The following is a 23764-nucleotide window of genomic DNA, read 5'->3' as shown; positions in this document are numbered from 1 at the left end:
AAAGCCGCAGCAGCGGCAAACTGGCAGTGCGGTGAAAACAGGTTGAGCGCTGCCCTGTGCCTTATATATTTCGCACATGGTTTAAATAGTCAGATTTATTAATCGCCTGATAATAGGCGCTGTTATAAAGCGGTAAACGCAGCGACCGGGTGGAATACCACGGTTCTTACCACTCGGCTACCGATCCATCCGGAAAGCGCCATAATGGATTACGCCAGTCTGGCGCATTTTTACTGCGCGCAATCACCAGCTCTTCATTAATTTCCACACCGAGGCCGGGTTTATTTAATGGATAGAAATGGCCGTCATCCATTTTAAAATCATCTTTATTGATCACGTAATCGAGCAGTTCAGCGCCCTGATTATAGTGAATGCCCATGCTCTGCTCCTGGAACACCGCGTTACGCGACACGAAGTCGACATGCAGACAGGCAGCCAGCGCAATCGGCCCCAGCGGACAGTGCGGCGCCAGCGCCACGTCGTAGGACTCGGCCATCGCCGCGATTTTGTAGCATTCGGTGATGCCGCCAGCGTGCGACAGATCCGGCTGCAGAATCGCCAGCCCACCGGCTTCCAGCACGCGCTTGAACTCGAAGCGGGAGAACATGCGTTCGCCTGCGGCAATCGGCAGGTGCGTCTGCGCCGCCAGGCGCGGATAGTATTCTGCCTGCTCGGCCAGCACCGGTTCTTCAATAAACAGCGGACGATACGGCTCCAGCTCTTTGATCAGCACTTTGGCCATCGGCGCGCTGACGCGACCGTGGAAATCGAGGCCAAACTCAATGTCATTGCCAAAGGCTTCGCGGATCTGCGCTACGGTGTTAACAGCGGTATCGACCTGACGAGAATTGTCGATGATGCCCATCTCTTCGCAGCCGTTGAGTTTGAAGGTGTCAAAGCCGATACCACGTAATTTCTTAATGCCATCAATCACTTCAGCCGGACGATCGCCGCCTACCCAGCTATAGGCTTTGATGCTGTCACGCACCAGACCGCCCAGCAGCTGATACACCGGCACGCCCAGCGCTTTGCCTTTAATATCCCACAGCGCCTGATCGATACCGGCAATGGCGCTCATTAAAATCGGGCCGCCGCGGTAAAAACCGCCGCGATACATCACCTGCCACAGATCATTAATCCGCGCCGGATCCTGCCCAATCAGATATTCCGACAGCTCATGCACCGCCGCTTCGACGCTGCGCGCGCGCCCTTCAATCACCGGCTCGCCCCAGCCGATGATGCCTTCGTCGGTTTCGATTTTCAGGAACATCCAGCGCGGCGGCAGGCGATAAGTGGTCAGTTTCGTAATTTTCATCGTACAGCGTCCTTATAGGCAGCAATAAATGCGCGGGCCTTCTCCACGGTGCGCGACAGCGGCTGGCCGGCGCGATAGAGATCGCTGCCCAGGCCAGCCCCGACGCAACCGGCGGCGATAAATTCATGCAGGTTTTCCGGCGTGACGCCGCCCACGGCAAAGACCGGCACCTCCGGCGGCAGCACCGCTTTCAGCGCTTTGATGTAGCCCGGACCAAACGCCGACGACGGGAAAATTTTCAGCGCCTGCGCCCCAGCCTGCAGCGCGGTAAAGGCCTCGCTGGCGGTGGCACAGCCTGCGGCTACCAGCATGCCGTGCGCCACGGCCTGGCGAATCACCGCAGCATCGGTATTGGGCGTCACCACCAGCTTGCTGTTGAGCGCCGCCAGCTGATCGACCTGCGTCGCCTGCAGCACGGTGCCGGCACCGATCAGCGCTTTATCGCCGAAGGTTTGCACCATCGCGCCGATACTTTTCGCCCACTCTGGCGAGTTGAGCGGAATTTCAATCGCATCGAAGCCGGCGTCGATTAACGCCGCGACGTGCGCTTCAGCTTCATCCGGCGTGATGCCACGAAGAATGGCGATCAGCGGAAGTTTAGTGGGCCAGGACATGCGCAATACTCCTTATTCCGTGCTGGAAAGCGCGATCGCCCTCCAGCGTGACTGAATCTGTTCCGATAAAGGCCAGCGCCTGCTGATAACGCTGTGCCAGCGCGCTGCCGGCGATAATGACAATCGGCTGGCGACTATACGTTAACTGCTGCGTCATCTGCGCCACTTCATGGCCGATTAACAGGCCAGAGAGAAAATCACTGATATGGCGACGATCGCGCGCGCCGAGCACGTGGGCGGCACGCACTTCAAACAGGCGCGCCAGAATTGAGCGGTCGTGGCTGCCAATCTGCAAACCGTCACGGAACGCGTCCGGACTGGCTTCCTGCGCGGGTAAACCGGCGCCAATCAGCGACTGCTTCAGCAGTAAATGGTGCAGCTCGCCGGTCATCACGGTGCGGAAATCGATGACGCGATCCTGTTCCATCTGCACCCACTTGGCGTGCGTGCCCGGCATGACATACAGCGGCGCGGGCTGCAGCGTGACCGCGCCGAGCAGCTGGGTTTCTTCACCGCGCATTACGTTGTAGTTGTCGTCACGTTCGACGCTCAGTCCCGGCACAATCCACGCTTTTCCTTCCACGCAGGTCAGGCGATCGCTTAATGCATTGAGCGCCACCGGGCAGGCGAGATAAGGCACTGCCAGCCAGCCAGCGTTGCTGCCCACCATGCCGGCCATGATCACCGGGACTTCGGCCACCGGCCAGCCGTCGGTAATGGTGGCAAACACCTGAGCAGGCGTGCGGTCGCCGAGGCGCGTCACGCCCGCTTCCGAACGGCGCTCATCGACGCATTCACCGGCGCGGTAATACCAGGCGCGCAGGTTGGTGGAGCCCCAGTCAATGGCGATATAACGCGTCACAAAATCTCCTTGAGTCGGGCGGTTGAGCTGGCAATCATCGCCTTCGCCGCCTGTTCCGCCGCATCGCCATCCTGGTGGCGAATGGCATCGAACAGCGCTTTATGTTCGGCTAACGTGCGCGGCATATTGCCGGAGTCCGCCATGTAGGTTTGCGCAAACACCGCTTTTTGCAGCTGGCTGATCGCCACATTGAGCTGCTGCAGCACCGGGTTATGCACCGAGGCCATCACCGCTTCGTGATAGCGGATATCTGCGTCGTTAAAGGCATCACGGTTGAGGTGGTTGGCCACCATCTCGTTGTAGGCCAGTTCAATCGCCGCCAGATCGGTCGACGTTGCCCGCTCGGCCGACCAGCGCGCAATCTGCGGCTCCACCAGCACGCGTACCTCGTTCATGGCCGCAATCAGGCGCGGATCGTGATCGTGCGCCAGCGCCCACTGCAGTACATCGCTGTCGAGATAGTTCCACTGGTTACGTGAGGTGACAAACGCGCCGCGATAGCGCTTCATCTCCATCAGGCGTTTAGCCATCAGGGAGCGATACACTTCGCGGATAATGTTGCGCGAGGTTGAAAATCGCTCGCACAGCTCCGCTTCCGCCGGCAGCGCGGCGCCCGGCACATATTTTCCCGCAACAATCTCTTCACCCAGCGTCTGGATGATGCGCTCTGTTTTACTCAGTGGTTCCTGCGTCATCGTGTTCGATTCCATGAAAGGCGTGAGAAATCAGATTACTGCTTTCGTAGTGCAAAGCCCAATCCCTGACGCATCCTGTAGCGGAGATTGTAGTACCATATGTATTGTTTGTACTACAATATGGATCACAAAACAGACAACCCACCGGCATGCTGGCAGCAAAAAATTCAGCAGAGAAGTGACGGGCAGCAGAACGCCGCCCGCATCAGAGGAGGGTTACAGCACTAGCTCTTCAATGGCGTGCGCGACACCATCTTCCATATTGGTCTTCGTCACGAACTGCGCAATCTGCTTCACGGAATCAATCGCATTGCCCATCGCCACGCCGGTGCCGGCGTATTCAATCATCGCCAGATCGTTTTCCTGATCGCCAATCGCCATCACTTCTGACGGCTGCAGGCCGAGTTTCTCCGCCAGCATTTTTACGCCGTAGCCTTTGTTGACCAGCGGATTAAGGATTTCGAGATAGTAAGGTGCACTTTTCAGAATGGTATAACTGTCGCGGGCGCGCGCTGGTAAGGCGGCGATGGCTTTATCCAGCAGCTCCGGTTTGTCGATCATCATCAGTTTCGGGAAGCGCGTCGCCGGGTCCATCTCTTCTACGGCGCGATAGCGCACCGGAATGCCGGTCAGGCTGGCTTCGTGGATGGTGTATTCGCTGATGTCTTTATTTGGCGTGTAGAGGAAGGATTTGTCGAACGCCTGAAAATGTACCCCAAGGTCGCGCGCCAGCTGCTCCAGGTAGAGATAGTCATCAAAGCCAAGCGTCTTCTCGGCCACCACCTCACCGCTGTCCGCGCTGTGCGCCAGTGCGCCGTTGTTGCTGATGCAATACTGCCCCGGCTGACGCAGATCCAGCTCCATCAGGTAGCGCTCCACACCAACAAACGGGCGTCCGGTGGCCAGCACGATCGACACACCTTTATCCCGCGCCCGGCCAATCGCCGCTTTGACGCCCGCCGTGATTTCGTGCTGCGGATTCAGCAGCGTGCCGTCCATATCGATCGCAATCAGTTTTATCGCCATAACGTCCTCGGTTAATTCAGGGTCTGGCTTTAATGCTAGCGCGATTCAGCTCACATTGACCAGTTAATCGGCAGGTAACGCCTGTCATGCTTTGTGCAGCATTATCCAGTTTGAGCATTTGGTGTTTTACTTCTGCTGATTCGCTTGATCATATAAGTGATTGCTTATAAATTACTATAAGCAATCACTTATATGGAGATTGCGTTATGTGGGAAATCATTTTTACCGACACCTTCCGGGAATGGTTGCGGGCACAGGACAACAAACTGAAAAAACGCATCGCTGCGGCCCTGTTAAACCTGCAGCATTATGGCCCGTTGCTGCCACGGCCCTATGCCGATACGGTTAACGGATCACGCTTCCACAACATGAAAGAACTGAGAATACAGTACGCTGGTCAGCCAATTCGGGCGCTATACGCATTCGACACGCAACGCAAAGCGGTCATTTTGTGTGCTGGCAATAAATCCGGAGACAAACAATTTTATGCGCGGATGATATGCCTTGCAGATCAATTGTTCACGGCTTACCTCAATAACGCAGAGGAAAATCATTCATGAACGACTTACAAAAATTTATCGAGAGTGAGTTTACTGAAGCTGAGCAAGCTGACATTCAGCTGATGGCAGATGAGCTGATTCTCGAAACCGGCCTGCAACTGCTGCGGGAAGAGTTAGCGTTATCGCAGAGAACCGTTGCGGAAGCGATGGGCGTTAAGCAGCCGCGTATCACGCAAATTGAGCAGGGCGGCGCCGATCAGCGTCTGATCACCATTAAGCGCTACATTGAAGCGATGGGCGGCAAGCTAAGCCTGCTGATTGAAATGCCGGACGGCTCGGGTGGAAGAATTCTGCGCGTTTAATAAAACAAAAAACCCTTCCCGTTTGGGAAGGGTTTTGCGATATCAGATATCGATGTTGGCGGCTTTCAGCGCGTTCTCTTCGATGAAGGCGCGGCGCGGTTCAACCGCATCGCCCATCAGCGTGGTGAACAGCTGGTCGGCGGCGATGGCGTCTTTGATGGTGACGCGCAGCATGCGGCGGCTGTCCGGATCCATGGTGGTTTCCCACAGCTGATCCGGGTTCATCTCGCCCAGACCTTTATAGCGCTGCACTGACAGACCGCGGCGCGACTCTTTCACCAGCCAGTCAATTGCCTGCTCGAAGCTGGCAACCGGCTGACGGCGCTCGCCGCGCTCGATATAGGCATCCTCTTCAATCAAACCACGCAGGTGCGCGCCGAGTGCACAGATTTTGCGGTATTCCGCGCCGTCAATGAACTCGCTGTCCAGCGGATAATCGGTATCAACGCCGTGAGTACGCACGCGCAGCACCGGCTCAAAGCGCTGCTGTTCGCGGTTTTCCCGCACCTGTGCCACATAGCTGCTGCCATGCGCTTCGCGCTCGTTCAGGTAAGCCACCAGGCTCTCCAGCCATGCGGTCACTGCAGCCTGATCGCTGAGATCGCTCAGGGTTGGATGATAAACCAGCGCGCGCAGCAGCGCAGACGGGAAGCGGCGCTCCATACGCTTGATCATCTTCTGGGTGCTGTTGTATTCCGCCACCAGGCTTTCCAGCGGCTCGCCGCCCAGCGCCGGTGCGCTGGCGTTGGTGTGCAGCGTTGCGCCGTCCAGCGCGATGGCAATCTGATACTGATCCATCGCGTCGTCATCTTTAATGTACTGCTCCTGCTTGCCCTTCTTCACCTTGTACAGCGGTGGCTGCGCGATGTAGACGTGGCCACGCTCGATGATTTCCGGCATCTGGCGATAGAAGAAGGTCAGCAGCAGCGTACGGATGTGCGAACCATCGACGTCCGCATCGGTCATGATGATGATGCTGTGATAGCGCAACTTGTCCGGGTTGTACTCATCGCGGCCGATACCGCAGCCCAGCGCGGTGATCAGCGTGGCGACTTCCTGTGAAGAGAGCATTTTGTCGAAACGCGCTTTCTCCACGTTAAGGATTTTACCTTTCAGCGGCAGAATCGCCTGGTTCTTACGGTTACGTCCCTGCTTGGCGGAACCGCCTGCAGAGTCACCCTCCACCAGGTAGATTTCAGACAGCGCCGGATCGCGCTCCTGACAGTCCGCCAGCTTGCCCGGCAGGCCCGCCAGGTCCAGCGCGCCTTTACGGCGGGTCATTTCACGTGCACGACGTGCGGCTTCACGCGCACGCGCGGCATCGATAATTTTGCCGACCACGATTTTGGCGTCAGACGGATTTTCCAGCAGGTATTCGCTCAGCAGTTCGTTCATCTGCTGTTCCACCGCCGATTTCACCTCGGAAGAGACCAGCTTGTCTTTGGTCTGAGAGGAGAATTTCGGATCCGGCACTTTCACCGAAACCACTGCCACCAGGCCTTCACGCGCGTCGTCACCGGTAGCGCTGACTTTGGCTTTTTTGCTGTAACCTTCTTTATCCATGTAGGCGTTGAGCGTACGCGTCATCGCCGCGCGGAAACCGGCAAGGTGCGTTCCGCCGTCGCGCTGTGGAATATTGTTGGTAAAGCAGTAGATGTTTTCCTGGAAACCGTCGTTCCACTGCAGTGCAACTTCAACGCCGATACCGTCTTTTTCGGTGGAGAAGTAGAACACATTCGGGTGAATCGGGTTCTTGTTGCGGTTGAGATATTCTACGAACGCTTTGATACCACCTTCGTAGTGGTAATGGTCGTTTTTATCGTCGCGCTTGTCTTCCAGGCGAATCGACACGCCGGAGTTAAGGAATGACAGCTCGCGCAGTCGCTTCGCCAGGATTTCATATTCAAAATCGGTGACGTTGGTGAACGTATCGTGGCTCGGCCAGAAACGCACGCGCGTACCGGTGGCGTCGGTATCGCCGGTCACCGCCAGCGGCGCCTGCGGCACACCGTGCACGTAGGTTTGCTGATGCACTTTGCCGTCGCGACGAATGGTCAGTTCCAGCTTCTGCGACAGGGCGTTCACCACCGATACGCCGACGCCGTGCAGACCGCCGGAAACTTTATAAGAGTTGTCATCAAACTTACCGCCGGCATGCAGTACGGTCATGATCACTTCGGCAGCAGAGACGCCCTCTTCCGGGTGGATACCGGTCGGAATACCACGGCCGTCATCCTGTACGGAGACAGAGTTGTCGGCATGGATGGTGACCACGATATCACTACAGTGGCCGGCGAGCGCTTCGTCGATGGCGTTATCCACGACCTCGAATACCATGTGATGCAGACCGGTGCCGTCATCCGTATCGCCGATGTACATACCCGGGCGTTTGCGTACCGCATCAAGCCCTTTCAGGACTTTGATACTTGAGGAGTCATAAGAATTCGACATCAACGTTTCTCGCTCATTTAATCTTCAGGTTGAACCGCTATTTTACCCTGTTCCACGCGGAACATCTTGCCCTTTTCGTCACTCATATCGATTACATGCTCGACACCAATGGCGCTGACAAACACCTGAGCCTGCGTGGCTTTCAGGCGTTCCGCCAGCAGGCGACGACGGGTGTCATCCAGCTCGGAGGCGAAGTCGTCAATCAGGTATAAACAGCGACGTCCGCTGCTGCGCGTCAGGTACTCGCCCTGCGCTAACCGCAACGCACACATCAGCAGCTTTAACTGACCGCGTGAGAGTAAATCTTCCACCGGCGTGCCTTCAGCACGAATCCGAAAATCGGCTTTGTGCGGACCGCTGGCGGTGTAGGTGAGCGCACGATCGCGCTCGAAGTTGCGCTCCAGCAGCTCGCCGAAGTCGCTCTCTTTGTCCCAGCCGCGCTGGAAGGAGAAGCTCAGCGCAAACTCCGGTAAAAACTGGCTGCAGGTGGCGGTGATTTCGCTGGCAATGGCTGCGCTGTATTCAGCGCGCCAGGCGCTGATCTGTTCTGCCAGCGGCACCAGCTCCTGATCCCATGGCCGGATCTGGCTGTAGCGCGCGACCTGGCGCAGCGCCGCGTTGCGCTGTTTCAGCAGGCGACGCAGATTGCTCCAGGCCAGAAAGAAACCGGGATAAGCATGAAAGCAGCCCCAGTCGATGTAGGCTCTACGGTATTTGGGGCCACCGTTGAGCAAAGTAAACCCTTCTGGCGTAATCAGCTGCATCGGCAGCAGCTGCGCCAGCTCGGCGACTTTGTGGCCGTCGCTGCCGTCGATGCGGACTTTGCTGTCGCCGGCGCGGTTTTTACTCAGGCCGACCGCCAGCTCGCGCTCGCTGCCTTCAATCCGCCCGTGCAACACAAACGCGTCCTGATCGTGACGAATTACGCGTCCGGCCTGCAAACTGCGGAATGCACGGCCGTGACCCAGCGTATAAATCGCCTCCAGCACGCTGGTTTTACCGCTGCCGTTGGCGCCCACGAGAAAATTAAAGCCCGGCGCCAGCGTGAGATCGGCCTGCTCGATATTACGAAAATCTTTAATCAGGAGGCGGGTTAAAGCCATGAATCAATCCAGCCAGAGGGGGTTGCCTAACATTAACAATCCAGGCCGTTGGCGGCGCAGGCAGTCTGGCCACGGCCAGCGCGCAGGCCCTGGGAGCATACTGAAGTATGTGACCAGGGGCGAGCACTGCCCGGGACCAGAATGGCAAGTAAGCCAGGCCGATATTTTCTATTACAAACGCATGGGCATAACGACGTAGGCCGCAGCCGGACTGGCTACATCTTCAATCTGCACGCTGGAAACCGAATCGGTCAGCAGCAGGCGCACGTTTTCGCACTTCAGCGCGTTCAGCACATCCAGCACGTAGCTGACGTTAAAGCCAATCTCCAGCTCGGTGCCGCTGTACGACACGTCCAGCATCTCTTCCGCCTCTTCCTGCTCCGGGTTATTGGCGGTGATGCGCAGCTGATTTTCGGTGATATAGATGCGAACGCCGCGGAACTTCTCGTTCGACAGGATTGCCGCGCGGGCAAAAGCCTGTTTCAGCAGATCGCAGCCCGCTTCCAGCGCTTTGTCAGGATTCTTCGGCAACACGCGGCGATAATCCGGGAAACGGCCATCAACCAGCTTCGACGTAAAGATGAAGTCGCCGACGTGCGCGCGAATGTTGCTGCTGCCAATCTGCACCTGCAGCGGCGTTTCACCGCCGTCCAGCAGACGGACCAGCTCAATCACACCTTTACGCGGTACGATCACCGAATGGTTCGGCAGCGCCTGTCCGACAGGCATCGAACAGACTGCCAGGCGATGGCCGTCAGTAGCAACGGTGCGCAGCTCTTCGCCTTCGGTCTCGAACAGCATACCGTTGAGATAGTAACGCACATCCTGATGCGCCATGGAGAACTGCGTGGCTTCAATCAGGCGTTTGAGCGTGGCCTGCGGCAACGTGAATTCCACTTCGCTCTGCCAGTCGTCGAGATTCGGGAAGTCGCTGGCTGGCAGCGTCGACAGCGAAAAGCGGCTGCGGCCGGAGCGCACCAGCATGCGGTCACCTTCCAGCGTCAGACTGATCTCTGCGCCTTCAGGCAGCCCACGGCAAATATCAAGAAACTTACGCGCCGGCACGGTCGTCGCGCCCGGTTCGTGCGGCTGGGTCAGCGCCACGCGCGCCACCATCTCCATCTCAAGATCGGTACCGGTCAGCAGCAGCGTGCCTTCATTCACCTGCAGCAGTAAATTTCCGAGGATCGGCAGCGTCGGGCGTCCGCCAAGCGGGCCACTCACCTGTTGCAGCGGCTTCAGCAACTGCTCACGTTCAACAATAAATTTCATATGCGTCAGGAAGATAATGTTCGAATGAGGTTAGAGAAATCTTCTTTGATGTCGTGGCTCTCTTCACGCAGCTGCTCGATTTTACGGCAGGCATGAAGCACGGTGGTATGGTCACGGCCACCAAACGCATCGCCAATTTCCGGCAGGCTGTGGTTGGTGAGCTCTTTGGCCATCGCCATCGCCATTTGACGCGGACGCGCCACCGAGCGCGAACGGCGCTTCGACAGCAAATCCGCCACTTTAATTTTGTAGTACTCGGCCACCGTCTTCTGGATGTTGTCGATGGTTACCAGCTTTTCCTGCAGTGCCAGCAGGTCGCGCAGCGCTTCGCGCACAAAATCGATGGTAATGGCACGCCCGGTAAAGTTGGCATTGGCAATCACGCGATTAAGTGCCCCTTCCAGCTCACGCACGTTAGAGCGCAGACGCTTGGCAATAAAGAAGGCCACTTCGCCCGGCAGACGGATGTCGTTTTCGTCCGCCTTTTTCATCAGGATCGCGACACGCGTCTCCAGCTCAGGCGGCTCGATCGCCACGGTTAATCCCCAGCCAAAGCGTGATTTCAGACGATCTTCCACCCCGTTGATCTCTTTCGGGTAACGATCCGAGGTCAGGATGATCTGCTGATTACCTTCCAGCAGCGCGTTGAAGGTGTGGAAAAACTCTTCCTGCGAGCGCTCTTTATTGGCAAAGAACTGAATATCATCGATCAGCAGCGCGTCCACCGAACGGTAGTAGCGCTTAAACTCCTCGATGGCGTTGTTCTGCAGCGCTTTCACCATATCCTGCACGAAGCGTTCAGAGTGCATATAAACCACTTTGGCATTCGGCTTGCGCGCGATGATGCCATTGCCCACCGCGTGCAGCAGGTGCGTTTTGCCGAGGCCAGTGCCGCCATACAGGAACAGCGGGTTATAAGCGCCGCCAGGATTATCCGCCACCTGACGTGCCGCCGCGCGCGCCAGCTGGTTGGACTTACCCTCAACGAAGTTGTCGAAGTTGTGGCGGTTATTCACGTTCGAGCGGTAGGTCACATCAGCCGGTGCCGGAACCGAATCCCAGCTCGGGCGCAGCGGCTGTGCCGGTGCCGGACGATTCTCAGCCGGTGCGGGCGCGCTGACGCTGCTGGCCATGGCGGGTTGCGTAGCAGCCACCGGCGCAACCGGGCGCGTACCGACCTCAAAACGCAGCAGCGGCACGTTCGCACCGCAGAATTCATTCAGCAGCCCATTGATACTATTGAGATATTTATCCCGAACCCAGTCGAGTACAAACCGATTTGGTGCATACAAGGCCAGCGTATTGTCGTTCAATTCAGCCTGCAGCGGACGAATCCACATGCTGAATTCGGTGGCAGGAAGCTCATCCTGCAAACGGGCAAGACACTGTTGCCAAAGCGTAAGTGACACGGCGGACTCCACTCGTACAAAATCGATAAGAATTTTAGGCGCTAATAATAGAAACTGTCTTTTTTGACACAGGCGGTCAGAAAGCGCCTGCGACCGCTATCCGCGGTAGTCATCCCCGGCGATCGCAAGGAGGATCGTCAGCGGAAGGGCGGATCATAGCGCAAAGCGCCTCAGAGATCTTCCCTTTCTACACAGTTTTGATCCATTTTATCCACAGGGTGTCCAGGCATGCATCAGTTTACGCCGTCTGCGGAAAAAGCGAGCGGGGATCAGGCTGAAAGCGAGAAATTTTCCGCCGCGCTCGCATTTTTGCCGTTACGATCGGCGCGGCGATCGCAAGAAGATCCTGGACGATCCTTGCGCTTTCCTTTATAGCCCGTATAATTCCCCACCCGGCATTGGCGCGTGAAGCTTTGATGCCCGGAATTAGCGGGCTGTATCAGAGTTTTCAGGTCTCGCGCCCAGCGAAGTAAATTGACTCCGGACTGTACAATTATTACAATCCCGCCTCTTTATTAAAGACACATTGAGGCGTCGGTCGTTTTACTGGCCCGAAAACGCGTCACCCAGTGAAATTTTTCAAGTTTAGGTAGAAATCGCCATGAAACGCACTTTTCAACCGTCCGTACTGAAGCGCAACCGTTCTCACGGCTTCCGTGCTCGTATGGCTACTAAAAATGGTCGTCAGGTTCTGGCACGTCGTCGTGCTAAAGGCCGTGCTCGTCTGACCGTTTCTAAGTAATAAAAGCTAACCCTCGTGGTTAAGCTCGCATTTCCCAGGGAGTTACGTTTGTTAACTCCCGCTCATTTCACTTTCGTCTTCCAGCAACCTCTTCGGGCTGGCACGCCGCAAATCACCATCCTCGGCCGCCTTAATTCGCTGGGGCATCCCCGCATCGGTCTTACCGTCGCCAAGAAGCACGTGAAACGCGCCCATGAACGCAACCGGATCAAGCGATTGACCCGCGAAAGCTTTCGTTTGCGTCAACACGAGCTGCCGCCGATGGATTTTGTCATCGTGGCGAAAAAAGGGATTGCTGACCTCGATAACCGTGCACTGACGGAAGCGTTGGAGAAATTATGGCGTCGTCACTGTCGCCTGGCGCGCGGCTCCTGATCGCCCTGATACGCGTTTATCAACGCGCCATCAGCCCACTGCTGGGACCTCATTGCCGGTTCCATCCCACCTGCTCGCAGTATGGGGTGGAAGCTGTACGCCGCTTCGGCATGTTAAAAGGCAGTTGGTTGACGATTAAACGCGTATTAAAATGCCACCCTTTGAACCCGGGTGGCGACGATCCGGTGCCGCCAAAAACCTTTGATACCAGAGAACATTAACGATGGATTCGCAACGCAATCTCTTTCTCATCGCTTTTCTGTTCGTGTCTTTTATGATCTGGCAAGCCTGGCAGACGGACCACGCTCCGCAGCCACAGCAGACCCAGACCACGCAGAACACAAGCAGCGCAGCGGGTGATGCCGCCTCTTCCGGCGTGCCGGCTAGCGGCCAGGGCAAAACGATCACCGTTAAGACTGATGTCCTGTCACTCAACATTAATACCCGCGGCGGTGATATCGAGCAGGCACAGCTGCTGACTTACCCGGACAAACTGGGTTCAGATGCACCGTTCCAGCTGCTGGAAACCACTCCGGCCTTCGTTTATCAGGCGCAGAGCGGCTTAACCGGCCGTAACGGTCCGGATAACCCGAACAACGGCGCACGTCCGCTGTATACCGCTTCCCAGGATCACTTCGAGATGGCCGATGGCCAGACCGAGCTGCGCGTGCCGCTGAGCTGGACCGGTGAGAACGGCGTGGTTTACACCAAAACCTTCGTGTTCAAACGTGGCGAATTCGCGGTTAACGTCGACTACAACATCAATAACGCCTCGCAGCAGCCGCTGGAAGTGGCGATGTTTGGTCAGCTGAAGCAGACGATCGATCTGCCGAAGCATCGCGATACCGGCAGCAATAACTTTGCGCTGCACACTTTCCGTGGTGCCGCTTACTCGACCAGCGATGCGAAGTATGAAAAATACAAATTCGATACCATCGCTGATAACGAGAACCTGAACACCACCACCAGCAACGGCTGGGTGGCGATGCTGCAGCAGTACTTTGCGACCGCATGGGTGCCGCGCACTCAGGGTAACAATACGCTGTACACCAGCAATCTCGGCAACGGCGTGGCGGCAATCGGCTATAAGTCGGCGCCTGTGACCATCGCCGCCGGCGCGCAGCAGGATCTCGGTGCCACTCTGTGGGTGGGTCCGGAAATCCAGGACAAGATGGCCGCTATCGCGCCGCACCTCGATCTGACCGTGGATTACGGCTGGCTGTGGTTCATCTCTCAGCCGCTGTTTAAGCTGCTGAAATTCCTGCACAGCTTTATCGGTAACTGGGGCTTCTCCATTATCGTTATCACCTTCATCGTGCGTGGCATCATGTACCCGCTGACCAAAGCGCAGTACACCTCGATGGCCAAGATGCGTATGCTGCAGCCGAAGATTCAGGCCATGCGTGAGCGTCTGGGTGATGATAAGCAGAAGCAGAGCCAGGAGATGATGGCGCTGTATAAGGCGGAGAAAGTGAACCCGCTGGGCGGCTGTCTGCCACTGGTTATCCAGATGCCAATCTTCCTGGCGCTGTACTACATGCTGTCCGGTTCCGTTGAACTGCGTCATGCTCCGTTTGTACTGTGGATCCATGACCTGTCCGCGCAGGACCCGTACTACATTCTGCCGGTCATCATGGGTATCACCATGTTCTTCATTCAGAAGATGTCACCGACCACCGTGACCGATCCGATGCAGCAGAAGATCATGACTTACATGCCGGTTATCTTTACCGTGTTCTTCCTGTGGTTCCCGTCAGGTCTGGTGCTGTACTACATCGTCAGCAACCTGGTAACCATTCTCCAGCAGCAGCTGATTTATCGCGGGCTGGAAAAGCGTGGTTTACACAGCCGCGACAAGAAGAAAGCGTAACGCCCGGCAACGCTGAGCAGGACGCAACATCTCCAGGGGCGGCATTTATGCCGCCCTGTTTTTTTTGGAAGAAGGTACTTATGAGCCACAGTGACACTATTGTTGCCCAGGCGACGCCTCCCGGCCGTGGTGGCGTCGGTATTCTGCGTATTTCCGGTGGCAAAGCCGCTGAGGTGGCGCAAGCCGTGCTGGGCAAGCTGCCGAAGCCACGCTACGCCGACTATCTGCCCTTTAACGATGCTGATGGCAGCGTGCTGGATCAGGGCATCGCGCTGTGGTTCCCGGGTCCGAACTCCTTTACCGGCGAAGATGTGCTGGAGCTGCAGGGCCACGGCGGCCCGGTGATTCTCGATCTGCTGCTGAAGCGCATCGTGGCGCTGCCAGATGTGCGTATTGCGCAGCCGGGCGAGTTCTCGGAACGCGCCTTTCTGAATGACAAGCTCGACCTGGCGCAGGCAGAAGCGATTGCCGATCTGATTGATGCCAGCTCCGAGCAGGCCGCCCGCTCCGCCGTCAACTCGCTGCAGGGTGCCTTTTCACTGCGCGTTAATGCGTTAGTGGAAGCACTTACTCACTTGCGCATCTATGTGGAAGCAGCGATTGATTTTCCGGATGAGGAGATCGACTTCCTTTCCGACGGCAAAATCGAAGCGCAGCTGAATGCGGTGATCGGTGATCTCAACGGCGTGCGCGCCGAAGCGCGTCAGGGCAGCCTGCTGCGTGAAGGGATGAAGGTGGTGATTGCCGGTCGTCCCAACGCCGGGAAATCGAGCCTGCTCAACGCACTGGCCGGACGCGAAGCGGCGATTGTGACGGATATCGCCGGCACCACGCGTGATGTGCTGCGCGAGCACATCCACATCGACGGCATGCCGCTGCACATCATCGATACCGCCGGTTTGCGTGAAGCCAGCGACGAAGTGGAACGTATCGGCATTGAACGCGCCTGGCAGGAGATTGAGCAGGCGGATCGCGTCCTGTTCATGGTGGATGGCACCACGACTGACGCCACTGAAGCCGCCGCCATCTGGCCTGATTTCGTAGCGCGCTTACCGGCTGCGTTGCCGATTACCGTGGTACGTAATAAAGCGGACATGACCGGTGAAACGCTGGGCCTGACAGAAGTAAATGGCCACTCACTTATTCGCCTGTCGGCGCGCACCGGCGCTGGCGTCGATACGCTGCGCGAGCACCTGAAACAGAGCATGGGCTTCGCCAGCAATATGGAAGGCGGCTTCCTCGCGCGTCGCCGCCATCTGCAGGCGCTGGAGTTAGCAGCCACTCACTTACAGCAGGGCAAAGAGCAGCTGCTGGGAGCCTGGGCGGGCGAACTGCTGGCCGAAGAGCTACGGCTGGCGCAGCAGGCGCTGAGCGAAATCACCGGCGAGTTCACCTCCGACGATCTGCTGGGCCGGATTTTCTCCAGCTTTTGTATTGGTAAATAGTCACCGTCACAGGTCGCCATGAATGGCGCCCCTACAGGGGATTCATGCGATGCTGCAGGGTGCGCATTTAGGCGCACCGGGATCGCTACCAACATACATCTTTGTTATTTGGCGCGCCTTCGCCTTTGTCGTATAACGGTTGAGGGTCGCCGCGTAAACGCAGCGGCCACATCCATTATTCATGCTAAAAATCAGGCGCAGGTTGTTGCCTGAACAGGAGAGAAACATGAGTACACCGCTCGACAGCGTGGCGCTGAACGCGCTGTTTACTGAAGCCCGCACCCATAGCTACTGGCAGGATAAACCGATTTCGCAGGAGGTGCTGAAGCAGCTCTATGCGCTGACGGCGCTGGGGCCGACCTCAGCCAACTGCTCGCCGGGCCGCTTTGTGTTCGTGACGTCTCAGGAAGGTAAAGAGAAGCTGAAACCGGCGCTCTCCTCAGGCAATGTGGATAAGACCATGGCGGCACCGGTGACGGTGATTGTGGCGTGGGATCCGACCTTTTATGAAGCACTGCCAAAACTGTTCCCGCATGGCGATGCACGCAGCTGGTTTACCAGCAGTCCGGATTTGGCCAAAGAGACCGCGTTTCGCAACAGCAGCCTGCAGGCGGGCTATCTGATTCTGGCGGCCCGCTCGCTGGGACTGGATGCCGGCCCGATGTCCGGTTTTGATCCGGCTAAAGTTAACGCCGCGTTCTTCAGCGAAAATAACTGGCAGGTCAACTTACTGATCAACCTCGGCTATGGCGAAGCCAGCAAGCTGCATCCGCGCCTGCCGCGTCTGAGCTTTGACGAAGCCAGCAAATTTGCCTGATGCGTTAAGCCGCGCAGCCGCACGACGCGCTGCGCTATGACTTAGCCCAGCGAGTGAAAACCGCTGTTGAAGTAGACCATCGGCGCTGTCGCTTCGCCCGGCAGCGCAATACCCACGATACGCGCCAGCAGCACGCTGTGGGTGTTCCACTCCACCGTTTTTTCCAGCTGACAATCGAAGCTCACCAGGGCATCAGCCAGCACGGGCGCGCCCGTATTCAGGGATTGCCATTCACCGCTCTGGAAACGCTCAGCGCGGCGCGTCGGCGAGCTGAACTGCGCGCACAGGTCATCGTGCTGCTCGCGCAGAACGTTCACGGCAAAGTAGCCCGCCTGCAGAATGGCATCATGGCTTGATGCGCTGCGGTTAACGCAGACCAGCAGGCTGGGCGGTTCCGCTGCCAGCGAACTGACCGAGGTGGCGATCAGCCCGAACTTTTCTCCGCTGGATGAGGTGGTCACCAGCGAGACACCGGCAGTGAGACGGCGCATGCCGTGACGAAATTCATCCAGCGAGATCGATTCCTGGCGAGCAAGAGAGGTAACAGACATAACAACTCCGACGTGCATGGTTTGCGATGCGCACGATTGGCAGATAGGTGAATAATTTAAGCACTTCATTGTGCAGCTCTTTCCTGTCCAAATCCTACACCACATCCGCCGCTTCGGCACCCCATCCGACACCAATGTGCAAAAGCCTCATATTCAATTGCAGCTCATGGCAATGAGATTCGCCTCGTCCTTATCTGAATTTACTGGCTATCCAGCGTAAGCCGGATGCAAACCCATGAGAAAATTCTTACAATAGCCCTGATGATTATCCGACCATTTTCACGGAGCGACAGATGGCTAGTCATTTTGTTCGTTGGGTGGTTAACCCGCCCCTCACCCCAGATACCATGCGGGTTCCACAGGATGTGATGACCAGCGCCGGGCACCTGCCTGATAAGCGCCGCGGCCGCTTTCTTGCCGCACGCGCGCTGCTGGCCCAGCTGATGCTGCGCGTCTATGGTATTCGTGACCTGCCGCCGCTGATCGCCAGCAGCAGCGGTCGCCCCTGCTTTGCCGATCCTAACCTGCCTGACTTCAGTATCTCCTATGCCGGTAACATGGTCGGCGTGCTGCTGGCGGAAGAAGGCGGGCGCGCTGGCCTGGATATGGAAATCGTCCGGGCGCATAGCCGTCAGGCGCAGGATGCCCTCACGCAGGGGCTGTCATCCGGTGAAAAGGCGTGGATTAACGCCCAGCAGGATTTTATGGAAGCGGTAACGCAGATCTGGACGCTGCGCCAGAGCATCCTCAAACTGACCGGCGAAGCAGATAGCGGTATTGATGCGCTGCGGCTGCATCCGGCTGCGGGTCGGCTGCGCTCCAGCGTCTATCCCGATATTCAGGCAGTGTGTGATGCCGAGCCGACGCTGGTATGGTCCTGCGCGCTGTCGCCCGGCACTGAGCGCTTACGGCTGTGGGAGATTGATGCGCAGCAGCAGTGGCAGTCGCTGCGCGATGTGGAGATGAGCAAACCCAACATCGGGCCGCGCACCCTGCGCCTCACCAGCCTGCCCGGCGAGCGTGTCGCCAGTCAGCCGGAAGTCAGGCATCCCGGATAACCAGGCCGCACCCGCGGCCTGTTGCGTTTAGTGCGCGTCGATAAAAGCGATTTTCAGCACAAACAGCAGCGCCACCACCACCACGCACGGGCTGATTTCACGCCAGCGTCCGGTACCGAGTTTCATCACGCAGTAAGAGATAAAACCGAGCGCAATACCTTCGGTGATCGAGAAACTGAACGGCATCATCGCCGCCGTGACAAACGCCGGCACCGCTTCGGTGAGATCGTCCCAGCGCACGCGCGCCAGCGAAGCCGTCATCAGTACGCCGACATAAATCAGCGCGCCGGCCGCCGCATAGGCGGGCACCATGGCAGCCAGCGGCGACAGGAACATCACCAGCAGGAACAGGATGCCGGTCACTACCGCCATCAGGCCGGTACGGCCACCAATCGCCACGCCGGATGAGCTTTCGATGTACGCCGTCACCGAAGAGGTGCCGATCAGCGAACCGGTGACGGAGCTGATGCTATCCACGTACAGCGCCTGTTTCATGCGCGGAAAAGTACCTTTCTCATCGGTCAGGCCCGCTTTATCAGTTACGCCAATCAGCGTACCGGATGAGTCAAACAGATTGACCAGCATGAAGGCGAAGATCACGCCCGCCATGCTCACGTTGAACGCGCCTTTGATATCGACCTGGCCGACCACCGAGGTGATGGCCGGCGGCGCGGCGAACAGCCCGGTAAACTTCACGTCGCCCAGCAGCAGACCGATCGCGGTGGTCACTACAATAGAAACCAGCACCGCCGCGTGGATATTGCGCGACGCCAGAATCGCAATGATAAAGAAGCCGAGCGCGCCGAGTAGCACGTTGTGCGAGGCCAGGTTGCCGACGGTCACGATGGTGTCCGTGTTGGGCACAATAATGCCGGCGTTTTTCAGCCCCATCATGGCGATGAACAGACCAATACCGGCGGTGATGCCCACGCGCAGGCTGAGCGGAATATTGGCGATTATCCAGTAGCGTACGCGCAGCAGCGTCAGGATCAGCAGCCCCAGCGCGCCCCAGAAAATTGCGCCCATGCCAACCTGCCACGAGTAGCCCATCGCGCCCACCACCACAAAGGCAAAGAAGGCGTTGAGGCCCATGGCCGGTGCCAGCGCCACCGGCAGATTGGCCACCAGCCCCATCAGGATGCTGCCGAACGCAGCAATCACGCAGGTGGTAACAAACACCGCCTGGGTGTCCATGCCTGCGGCACCAAGAATCTGCGGGTTAACGAAGACGATGTACACCATCGTCAGGAAAGTAGTGAAACCGGCAATCACTTCGGTGCGCGCGGTGGTTCCGTGTTCCTGCAGCCTGAAAATACGCTGCAAAAGGCCCTGCTCGTTCATTTCGCTGTTCCGATGAAAAATTTATCGCCGCGTATCCTATAGTCTTTAGCGCTGCAAGACACTGATTTTTCGCAACCGGTTGCCTGGGGTCGCTTTCTGCGCTGAGTGCGCTAGAGTGACAGCTTATTGTTTACTAAAAGGATGAGGCGCGATGTCAGTTGAATGTATCTTTTTTGATTGCGACGGCACGCTGGTCGACAGCGAAGTGATATGCACGCAGTCCTACGTCAACACCTTTGCCCGTTACGGTATCGAACTCTCGCTGCAGCAGATGTTTGAACAGTACAAAGGGGTGAAGCTTTACGACATCATCCGCGATGTGACGGCACAGCATCAGGTGACACTGCCGCTGGCTGAGGTGGAGAGTGCCTACCGCGCGGAAGTGGCGCGCCTGTTTGATCTTGATCTGCAGCCGATTGCCGGCGCCAGAGCGCTGGTGGAGCGCGTGAAGGTGCCGATGTGCGTGGTGTCGAACGGTACGGTGAAGAAGATGGAGCATTCGCTGGGGCTGACCGGCATGCTGCCGTATCTGAGCGGACGCCTGTACAGCGGCTATGACATTAATCACTGGAAGCCGGATCCGGAGCTGATGTATCACGCGGCGGAACAGATGCAGGTGCCGATTGAAAAGTGCATTCTGGTGGATGATTCAGAGGCTGGCGCGCGGGCTGGCATCGCCGCTGGCATACCGGTGTTTTACTACTGTGCCGATGCACACAATCCGGTGATTGATCACCCGCTGGTGACGCGTTTTGACGATATGACGCAGCTGCCAGCGCTATGGCGGGCGCGTGGCTGGGATTTGGTCAGGTAAGTGCGCGCAGCCCCCTCATCCCAGCCTTCTCCCGCCAGCGGGAGAAGGGGCTGATCGAGCGAGGCTGAACAAAAGTGCCCACCCACATACCGCACCAGACAGTTCCCTCTCCCGTTTGCCGAAGAAGGGGCCGATCGAGCGGGTGTTAAGGTGAAGCACAGGTTTGTCAAACCGCACTGAACGGTTCCCTCTCCCGCCAGCGGGAGAGGGTTAGGGTGAGGGGAAAAAATCACCCAATCGCGCCCAGCGAATCCTCATTGCCCTGGTTTTTTGGCAGCAGGAACAGCGTGGCGACAATATCCAGCAGGTAAATCAGCGCCAGCAGCGTAATCGCAGCGGTGAACGAAATATGCGTGGCCAGCATGCCGATCACCAGCGGGCCGAAACCGCCGACGCCGCGGCCGAGGTTGAACAGCACGTTCTGCGCGGTGGCGCGCGCCTGCGGTGGGAAAGTGTCCGAGATCAGCGCGCCGTAGCCGCCAATCATGCCGTTAACAAACATCCCCATGATGGCACCGGTAAACAGCATCACCGTCGGGTCGCGCAGCTGGGCGTAAACCACCACCATCGCCACGGCGCCAAACTGGTACAGCAGGAAAATCTTCCAGCGCGCAAAGCGGTCCGCCAGCATGCCGAACAGCCAGATGCCGAACGTCATGCCCACCACCGTAACGGCCGTCCACAAGCCGGATTTGGTCAGGCTGAAGCCGAAGCTGGAAGAGAGATAGCTTGGCATCCAGATCATCAGGCCGTAATAGCCGAAATTCTGCACCGAACAAAGAATCAGAATGCCGAGGCTGGCTTTGCTGGTGGCGCGATCGGCAAACAGCAGTTTAATGCGCGCGGAAAAGGAGAGCTGTGGAGTTTTTTCCACATGGCGGGTGAAGACTTCCGGCTCGCCCATGCTGCGGCGAATCACAAACGACACCAGCGCCGGCAGCAGGCCAACCAGGAACATACCGCGCCAGCCAATCACGCTCAGCAGCGGCGGCGTGATAAAGGCCGCCAGCAATACGCCGAGCTGCCAGCCGATACCGACCCACGCCGAGGCGCGGTTGCGCTTCTCCTTCGGCCAGGCTTCGGCAATCAGCGCCATGCCGATGCCAAACTCACCGCCCAGTCCCATGCCCGCCAGCGTACGATACGCCAGCAGATCCCAGTAGCCCTGCGCCACGGCGCACAGCCCGGTGAACAGTGAGAACATCAGGATCGTCACGGTCAGAATGCGGATGCGGCCATAGCGATCGCTCAGATGACCAAACACAATGCCGCCGACCACCGCGCCGATCAGCGTCCAGGTCACCAGCGAACCGGCCTGCGACGCATCCAGCGCCAGCGACACGCTGATCGCTGGCAGCATAAAGCCCAGAATCAGCAGATCAAATCCATCCATGGCATAGCCGCTGACGGCAGCCACCATTGCTTTCGCCGGCGTAACGGCGGTTTTGTTGTTATTTGCAGAGGACATAAAACAGCACCTGGCAGAAAAATGTGCGCCAAGTATAAAGAGAGCGGCAGGTTGAGAACAGGCAGAAATCAAGCGCACTGCCTGTCAGCCTCAGCGCTAACAGGCAGTCATCACGTCAATCAGGAGGGTTTATTGCTGCCGTCGTCGCCCGACAGCAGTTCATCCAGCTTGTCACCGCCCACGTGACGGAAATCCTGACCTTTCACGAAATAGAAGATAATTTCGCAGATGTTCTGGCAGCGGTCACCGATGCGCTCAATGGCGCGCGCGCAGAACAGCGCGGTGAGCACGCTGGGAATGGTGCGCGGATCTTCCATCATGTAGGTCATCAGCTGGCGCACGATGCCTTCGTACTCTTTATCCACCTTTTTGTCTTCGCGGTAGATCTTAATGGCTTCGTTGAGATCCATGCGCGCGAAGGCATCCAGCACATCGTGCAGCATCTGCACGGTGTGATGCCCGAGCGACTCGAGGCTCACCAGCAGCGGCAGATGCTGCTGACCGAACTTCTCCAGCGCGGTACGGCTGATCTTCTCCGCCACGTCGCCGATGCGTTCCAGCTCCGAAATGGTTTTGATGATCGCCATCACCAGACGCAGGTCGCTGGCGGTAGGCTGACGCTTGGCGATGATGCGCACACAGGCTTCATCAATCTCCACTTCCATCATGTTGACCTTCTGGTCACCGTCGATCACCCGGCGCGCCAGTTCGCCATCCTGATTATGCATCGCGGTGATGGCATCGGTAAGCTGCTGCTCCACCATGCCACCCATGATCATCACCTGAGTACGAATGTGCTCCAGCTCCGCGTTGAACTGACCGGAGATATGTTTGTTCAGATTTAAATTATCCATGTTTCTCTCCTGAATCAGCCGTAACGACCGGTGATGTAATCTTCTGTCTGCTTCTGCGCTGGCTTGGTAAACAGCGTGTCGGTGTCGCTGAACTCAATCAGCTCGCCCAGATACATAAACGCCGTGTGATCGGAACAGCGCGCCGCCTGCTGCATGTTATGAGTCACGATGACCACGGTGTAATCCTGCTTCAGCTCGGTGATCAGCTCTTCGATGCGCCCGGTGGAGATCGGGTCCAGCGCCGAACATGGCTCATCCAGCAGCAGCACTTCCGGGCGAATCGCGATGCCGCGCGCGATGCACAGACGCTGCTGCTGACCGCCGGAGAGACTGTAACCGCTCTGGTGCAGCTTGTCTTTGGTTTCATTCCACAGCGCGGCTTTGCTCAGCGCCCACTGCACGCGCTCGTCCATATCGGCACGCGACAGCTTCTCAAACAGCCGCACGCCAAAGGCGATGTTGTCATAAATCGACATCGGAAACGGCGTCGGCTTCTGGAACACCATGCCGACGCGCGCGCGCAGCAGGGCGATATCCTGATGCGATGCCAGAATGTTGTCGCCATCCAGCAGAATTTCACCCTCAGCACGCTGCTCCGGATAGAGCGAGTACATTTTGTTGAAGGTGCGCAGCAGGGTGGATTTGCCGCAGCCCGACGGACCGATAAACGCCGTCACCTGGTTTTTGGCGATATCCAGATTAATGTTCTTCAGCGCGTGGAACTTACCGTAGTGGAAGTTCAGATTGCGCACCTGAATTTTACCGGCAGAAGGAGTTGCCATACTCATTGCTCATCTCTCATGTGCAGCGCCGCCGAAGC

The 23764-nt window shown here is 57.7% G+C and carries 24 protein-coding genes; 10 read left to right on the top strand and 14 right to left on the bottom strand.

Annotation, left to right across the window (positions count from 1 at the left end; translation table 11 throughout):
- Nucleotides 1–166 precede the first annotated feature (166 nt).
- From dgoD to yidA, 5 genes are all read right to left on the bottom strand, one after another.
- A complete protein-coding gene (gene dgoD, locus F3I21_RS21200) occupies nt 167–1315 on the bottom strand; it encodes a galactonate dehydratase (protein ID WP_141496834.1) in 1149 nt (382 codons plus the stop codon).
- On the bottom strand, nt 1312–1929 hold the full coding sequence (locus F3I21_RS21195) for a 2-dehydro-3-deoxy-6-phosphogalactonate aldolase (RefSeq protein ID WP_021506907.1): 618 nt from the start codon (nt 1927–1929) through the stop codon (nt 1312–1314). Before F3I21_RS21195 ends, dgoD begins: the two co-directional genes overlap by 4 nt.
- Nucleotides 1913–2791, bottom strand: coding sequence for a 2-dehydro-3-deoxygalactonokinase (locus tag F3I21_RS21190; RefSeq protein ID WP_150059686.1), 879 nt, complete (start codon nt 2789–2791; stop codon nt 1913–1915). The genes F3I21_RS21195 and F3I21_RS21190 overlap by 17 nt, the downstream gene beginning before the upstream one ends.
- Entirely contained in the window at nt 2788–3486 is a 699-nt protein-coding gene (locus F3I21_RS21185; protein WP_058770730.1) for a FadR/GntR family transcriptional regulator, read from the bottom strand. The genes F3I21_RS21190 and F3I21_RS21185 overlap by 4 nt, the downstream gene beginning before the upstream one ends.
- 216 nt (nt 3487–3702) lie before the next feature.
- Complete coding sequence (gene yidA, locus F3I21_RS21180) at nt 3703–4512, bottom strand: sugar-phosphatase (protein WP_058758197.1); 810 nt, start codon at nt 4510–4512, stop codon at nt 3703–3705.
- 206 nt (nt 4513–4718) lie between these two features.
- On the opposite strand from yidA, the gene F3I21_RS21175 reads away from it, so the two are divergent.
- A complete protein-coding gene (locus F3I21_RS21175; protein WP_058758198.1) occupies nt 4719–5072 on the top strand; it encodes a type II toxin-antitoxin system RelE/ParE family toxin in 354 nt (117 codons plus the stop codon).
- On the top strand, nt 5069–5374 hold the full coding sequence (locus F3I21_RS21170; protein WP_058758199.1) for a helix-turn-helix domain-containing protein: 306 nt from the start codon (nt 5069–5071) through the stop codon (nt 5372–5374). Before F3I21_RS21175 ends, F3I21_RS21170 begins: the two co-directional genes overlap by 4 nt.
- Before the next feature lie 42 nt (nt 5375–5416).
- Here the strand turns inward: F3I21_RS21170 and gyrB are convergent, their stop codons facing one another.
- The 4 genes from gyrB to dnaA all read right to left on the bottom strand — a co-directional run bounded on the left by gyrB (nt 5417) and on the right by dnaA (nt 11609).
- The gene (gyrB, locus tag F3I21_RS21165) at nt 5417–7825 is read right to left on the bottom strand and encodes a DNA topoisomerase (ATP-hydrolyzing) subunit B (protein ID WP_127833470.1); all 2409 of its coding nucleotides are present in this window, start codon (nt 7823–7825) and stop codon (nt 5417–5419) included.
- Between the two features lie 17 nt (nt 7826–7842).
- Entirely contained in the window at nt 7843–8928 is a 1086-nt protein-coding gene (recF, locus tag F3I21_RS21160; protein WP_058758201.1) for a DNA replication/repair protein RecF, read from the bottom strand.
- Between the two features lie 171 nt (nt 8929–9099).
- The gene (gene dnaN / locus F3I21_RS21155; protein ID WP_010617831.1) at nt 9100–10200 is read right to left on the bottom strand and encodes a DNA polymerase III subunit beta; all 1101 of its coding nucleotides are present in this window, start codon (nt 10198–10200) and stop codon (nt 9100–9102) included.
- Between the two features lie 5 nt (nt 10201–10205).
- Nucleotides 10206–11609 (bottom strand): chromosomal replication initiator protein DnaA, encoded by a 1404-nt coding sequence (gene dnaA, locus F3I21_RS21150; RefSeq protein WP_031279599.1) that lies wholly within the window; start codon nt 11607–11609, stop codon nt 10206–10208.
- A 601-nt stretch (nt 11610–12210) separates the two neighbouring features.
- Here dnaA and rpmH point away from each other — a divergent pair.
- From rpmH to F3I21_RS21120, 6 genes are all read left to right on the top strand, one after another.
- Entirely contained in the window at nt 12211–12351 is a 141-nt protein-coding gene (gene rpmH, locus F3I21_RS21145) for a 50S ribosomal protein L34 (protein ID WP_000831330.1), read from the top strand.
- A gap of 15 nt (nt 12352–12366) precedes the next feature.
- The gene (gene rnpA, locus F3I21_RS21140) at nt 12367–12726 is read left to right on the top strand and encodes a ribonuclease P protein component (RefSeq protein WP_040679622.1); all 360 of its coding nucleotides are present in this window, start codon (nt 12367–12369) and stop codon (nt 12724–12726) included.
- Nucleotides 12690–12947 carry a membrane protein insertion efficiency factor YidD gene (yidD, locus tag F3I21_RS21135; protein WP_071813586.1) on the top strand — a complete coding sequence of 86 codons (258 nt, stop codon included), beginning with the start codon at nt 12690–12692 and terminating at the stop codon, nt 12945–12947. Before rnpA ends, yidD begins: the two co-directional genes overlap by 37 nt.
- Nucleotides 12948–12949: 2 nt before the next feature.
- Entirely contained in the window at nt 12950–14596 is a 1647-nt protein-coding gene (gene yidC, locus F3I21_RS21130) for a membrane protein insertase YidC (protein WP_021506916.1), read from the top strand.
- Nucleotides 14597–14676: 80 nt separating this feature from the next.
- Nucleotides 14677–16041, top strand: coding sequence for a tRNA uridine-5-carboxymethylaminomethyl(34) synthesis GTPase MnmE (gene mnmE, locus F3I21_RS21125; protein ID WP_150059685.1), 1365 nt, complete (start codon nt 14677–14679; stop codon nt 16039–16041).
- Nucleotides 16042–16267: 226 nt separating this feature from the next.
- A complete protein-coding gene (locus F3I21_RS21120) occupies nt 16268–16858 on the top strand; it encodes a malonic semialdehyde reductase (protein WP_021506918.1) in 591 nt (196 codons plus the stop codon).
- 41 nt (nt 16859–16899) lie between these two features.
- Here the strand turns inward: F3I21_RS21120 and F3I21_RS21115 are convergent, their stop codons facing one another.
- Nucleotides 16900–17409 carry a flavin reductase family protein gene (locus F3I21_RS21115; RefSeq protein WP_150059684.1) on the bottom strand — a complete coding sequence of 170 codons (510 nt, stop codon included), beginning with the start codon at nt 17407–17409 and terminating at the stop codon, nt 16900–16902.
- 293 nt (nt 17410–17702) lie between these two features.
- Between F3I21_RS21115 and F3I21_RS21110 the strand changes: the two genes are divergently transcribed.
- Nucleotides 17703–18467, top strand: a complete 765-nt coding sequence (locus F3I21_RS21110; RefSeq protein ID WP_125310371.1) for a 4'-phosphopantetheinyl transferase superfamily protein — start codon at nt 17703–17705, stop codon at nt 18465–18467.
- Between the two features lie 27 nt (nt 18468–18494).
- Here the strand turns inward: F3I21_RS21110 and F3I21_RS21105 are convergent, their stop codons facing one another.
- Nucleotides 18495–19808, bottom strand: a complete 1314-nt coding sequence (locus F3I21_RS21105) for an NCS2 family permease (RefSeq protein WP_150059683.1) — start codon at nt 19806–19808, stop codon at nt 18495–18497.
- Nucleotides 19809–19959: 151 nt separating this feature from the next.
- On the opposite strand from F3I21_RS21105, the gene yieH reads away from it, so the two are divergent.
- A complete protein-coding gene (yieH, locus tag F3I21_RS21100; RefSeq protein WP_150059682.1) occupies nt 19960–20622 on the top strand; it encodes a 6-phosphogluconate phosphatase in 663 nt (220 codons plus the stop codon).
- 229 nt (nt 20623–20851) lie between these two features.
- On the opposite strand, the gene F3I21_RS21095 is transcribed toward yieH, so the two are convergent.
- The 3 genes from F3I21_RS21095 to pstB form a co-directional block, all read right to left on the bottom strand.
- Complete coding sequence (locus F3I21_RS21095) at nt 20852–22090, bottom strand: MFS transporter (protein ID WP_150059681.1); 1239 nt, start codon at nt 22088–22090, stop codon at nt 20852–20854.
- Nucleotides 22091–22209: 119 nt separating this feature from the next.
- Entirely contained in the window at nt 22210–22944 is a 735-nt protein-coding gene (gene phoU, locus F3I21_RS21090) for a phosphate signaling complex protein PhoU (protein WP_021506924.1), read from the bottom strand.
- Nucleotides 22945–22958: 14 nt separating this feature from the next.
- Nucleotides 22959–23732, bottom strand: a complete 774-nt coding sequence (gene pstB / locus F3I21_RS21085) for a phosphate ABC transporter ATP-binding protein PstB (protein WP_021506925.1) — start codon at nt 23730–23732, stop codon at nt 22959–22961.
- Nucleotides 23733–23764 lie beyond the last annotated feature (32 nt).

This window comes from Pantoea sp. B_9 (assembly GCF_008632015.1).
Lineage (GTDB): Bacteria > Pseudomonadota > Gammaproteobacteria > Enterobacterales > Enterobacteriaceae > Pantoea > Pantoea dispersa.
This window is presented reverse-complemented; position numbering and strand designations above follow the sequence as displayed.

Excerpts from the sequence above, each read along its gene's own strand:
- dgoD (WP_141496834.1), bottom strand. The coding sequence starts at position 1,315 with ATGAAAATTACGAAACTGACCACTTATCGCCTGCCGCCGCGCTGGATG.
- F3I21_RS21195 (WP_021506907.1), bottom strand. The coding sequence starts at position 1,929 with ATGTCCTGGCCCACTAAACTTCCGCTGATCGCCATTCTTCGTGGCATC.
- F3I21_RS21185 (WP_058770730.1), bottom strand. The coding sequence starts at position 3,486 with ATGACGCAGGAACCACTGAGTAAAACAGAGCGCATCATCCAGACGCTG.
- yidA (WP_058758197.1), bottom strand. The coding sequence starts at position 4,512 with ATGGCGATAAAACTGATTGCGATCGATATGGACGGCACGCTGCTGAAT.
- F3I21_RS21175 (WP_058758198.1), top strand. The coding sequence starts at position 4,719 with ATGTGGGAAATCATTTTTACCGACACCTTCCGGGAATGGTTGCGGGCA.
- F3I21_RS21170 (WP_058758199.1), top strand. The coding sequence starts at position 5,069 with ATGAACGACTTACAAAAATTTATCGAGAGTGAGTTTACTGAAGCTGAG.
- gyrB (WP_127833470.1), bottom strand. The coding sequence starts at position 7,825 with ATGTCGAATTCTTATGACTCCTCAAGTATCAAAGTCCTGAAAGGGCTT.
- recF (WP_058758201.1), bottom strand. The coding sequence starts at position 8,928 with ATGGCTTTAACCCGCCTCCTGATTAAAGATTTTCGTAATATCGAGCAG.
- dnaN (WP_010617831.1), bottom strand. The coding sequence starts at position 10,200 with ATGAAATTTATTGTTGAACGTGAGCAGTTGCTGAAGCCGCTGCAACAG.
- rpmH (WP_000831330.1), top strand. The coding sequence starts at position 12,211 with ATGAAACGCACTTTTCAACCGTCCGTACTGAAGCGCAACCGTTCTCAC.
- yidD (WP_071813586.1), top strand. The coding sequence starts at position 12,690 with ATGGCGTCGTCACTGTCGCCTGGCGCGCGGCTCCTGATCGCCCTGATA.
- yidC (WP_021506916.1), top strand. The coding sequence starts at position 12,950 with ATGGATTCGCAACGCAATCTCTTTCTCATCGCTTTTCTGTTCGTGTCT.
- mnmE (WP_150059685.1), top strand. The coding sequence starts at position 14,677 with ATGAGCCACAGTGACACTATTGTTGCCCAGGCGACGCCTCCCGGCCGT.
- F3I21_RS21120 (WP_021506918.1), top strand. The coding sequence starts at position 16,268 with ATGAGTACACCGCTCGACAGCGTGGCGCTGAACGCGCTGTTTACTGAA.
- F3I21_RS21115 (WP_150059684.1), bottom strand. The coding sequence starts at position 17,409 with ATGTCTGTTACCTCTCTTGCTCGCCAGGAATCGATCTCGCTGGATGAA.
- F3I21_RS21110 (WP_125310371.1), top strand. The coding sequence starts at position 17,703 with ATGGCTAGTCATTTTGTTCGTTGGGTGGTTAACCCGCCCCTCACCCCA.
- F3I21_RS21105 (WP_150059683.1), bottom strand. The coding sequence starts at position 19,808 with ATGAACGAGCAGGGCCTTTTGCAGCGTATTTTCAGGCTGCAGGAACAC.
- yieH (WP_150059682.1), top strand. The coding sequence starts at position 19,960 with ATGTCAGTTGAATGTATCTTTTTTGATTGCGACGGCACGCTGGTCGAC.
- F3I21_RS21095 (WP_150059681.1), bottom strand. The coding sequence starts at position 22,090 with ATGTCCTCTGCAAATAACAACAAAACCGCCGTTACGCCGGCGAAAGCA.
- phoU (WP_021506924.1), bottom strand. The coding sequence starts at position 22,944 with ATGGATAATTTAAATCTGAACAAACATATCTCCGGTCAGTTCAACGCG.
- pstB (WP_021506925.1), bottom strand. The coding sequence starts at position 23,732 with ATGAGTATGGCAACTCCTTCTGCCGGTAAAATTCAGGTGCGCAATCTG.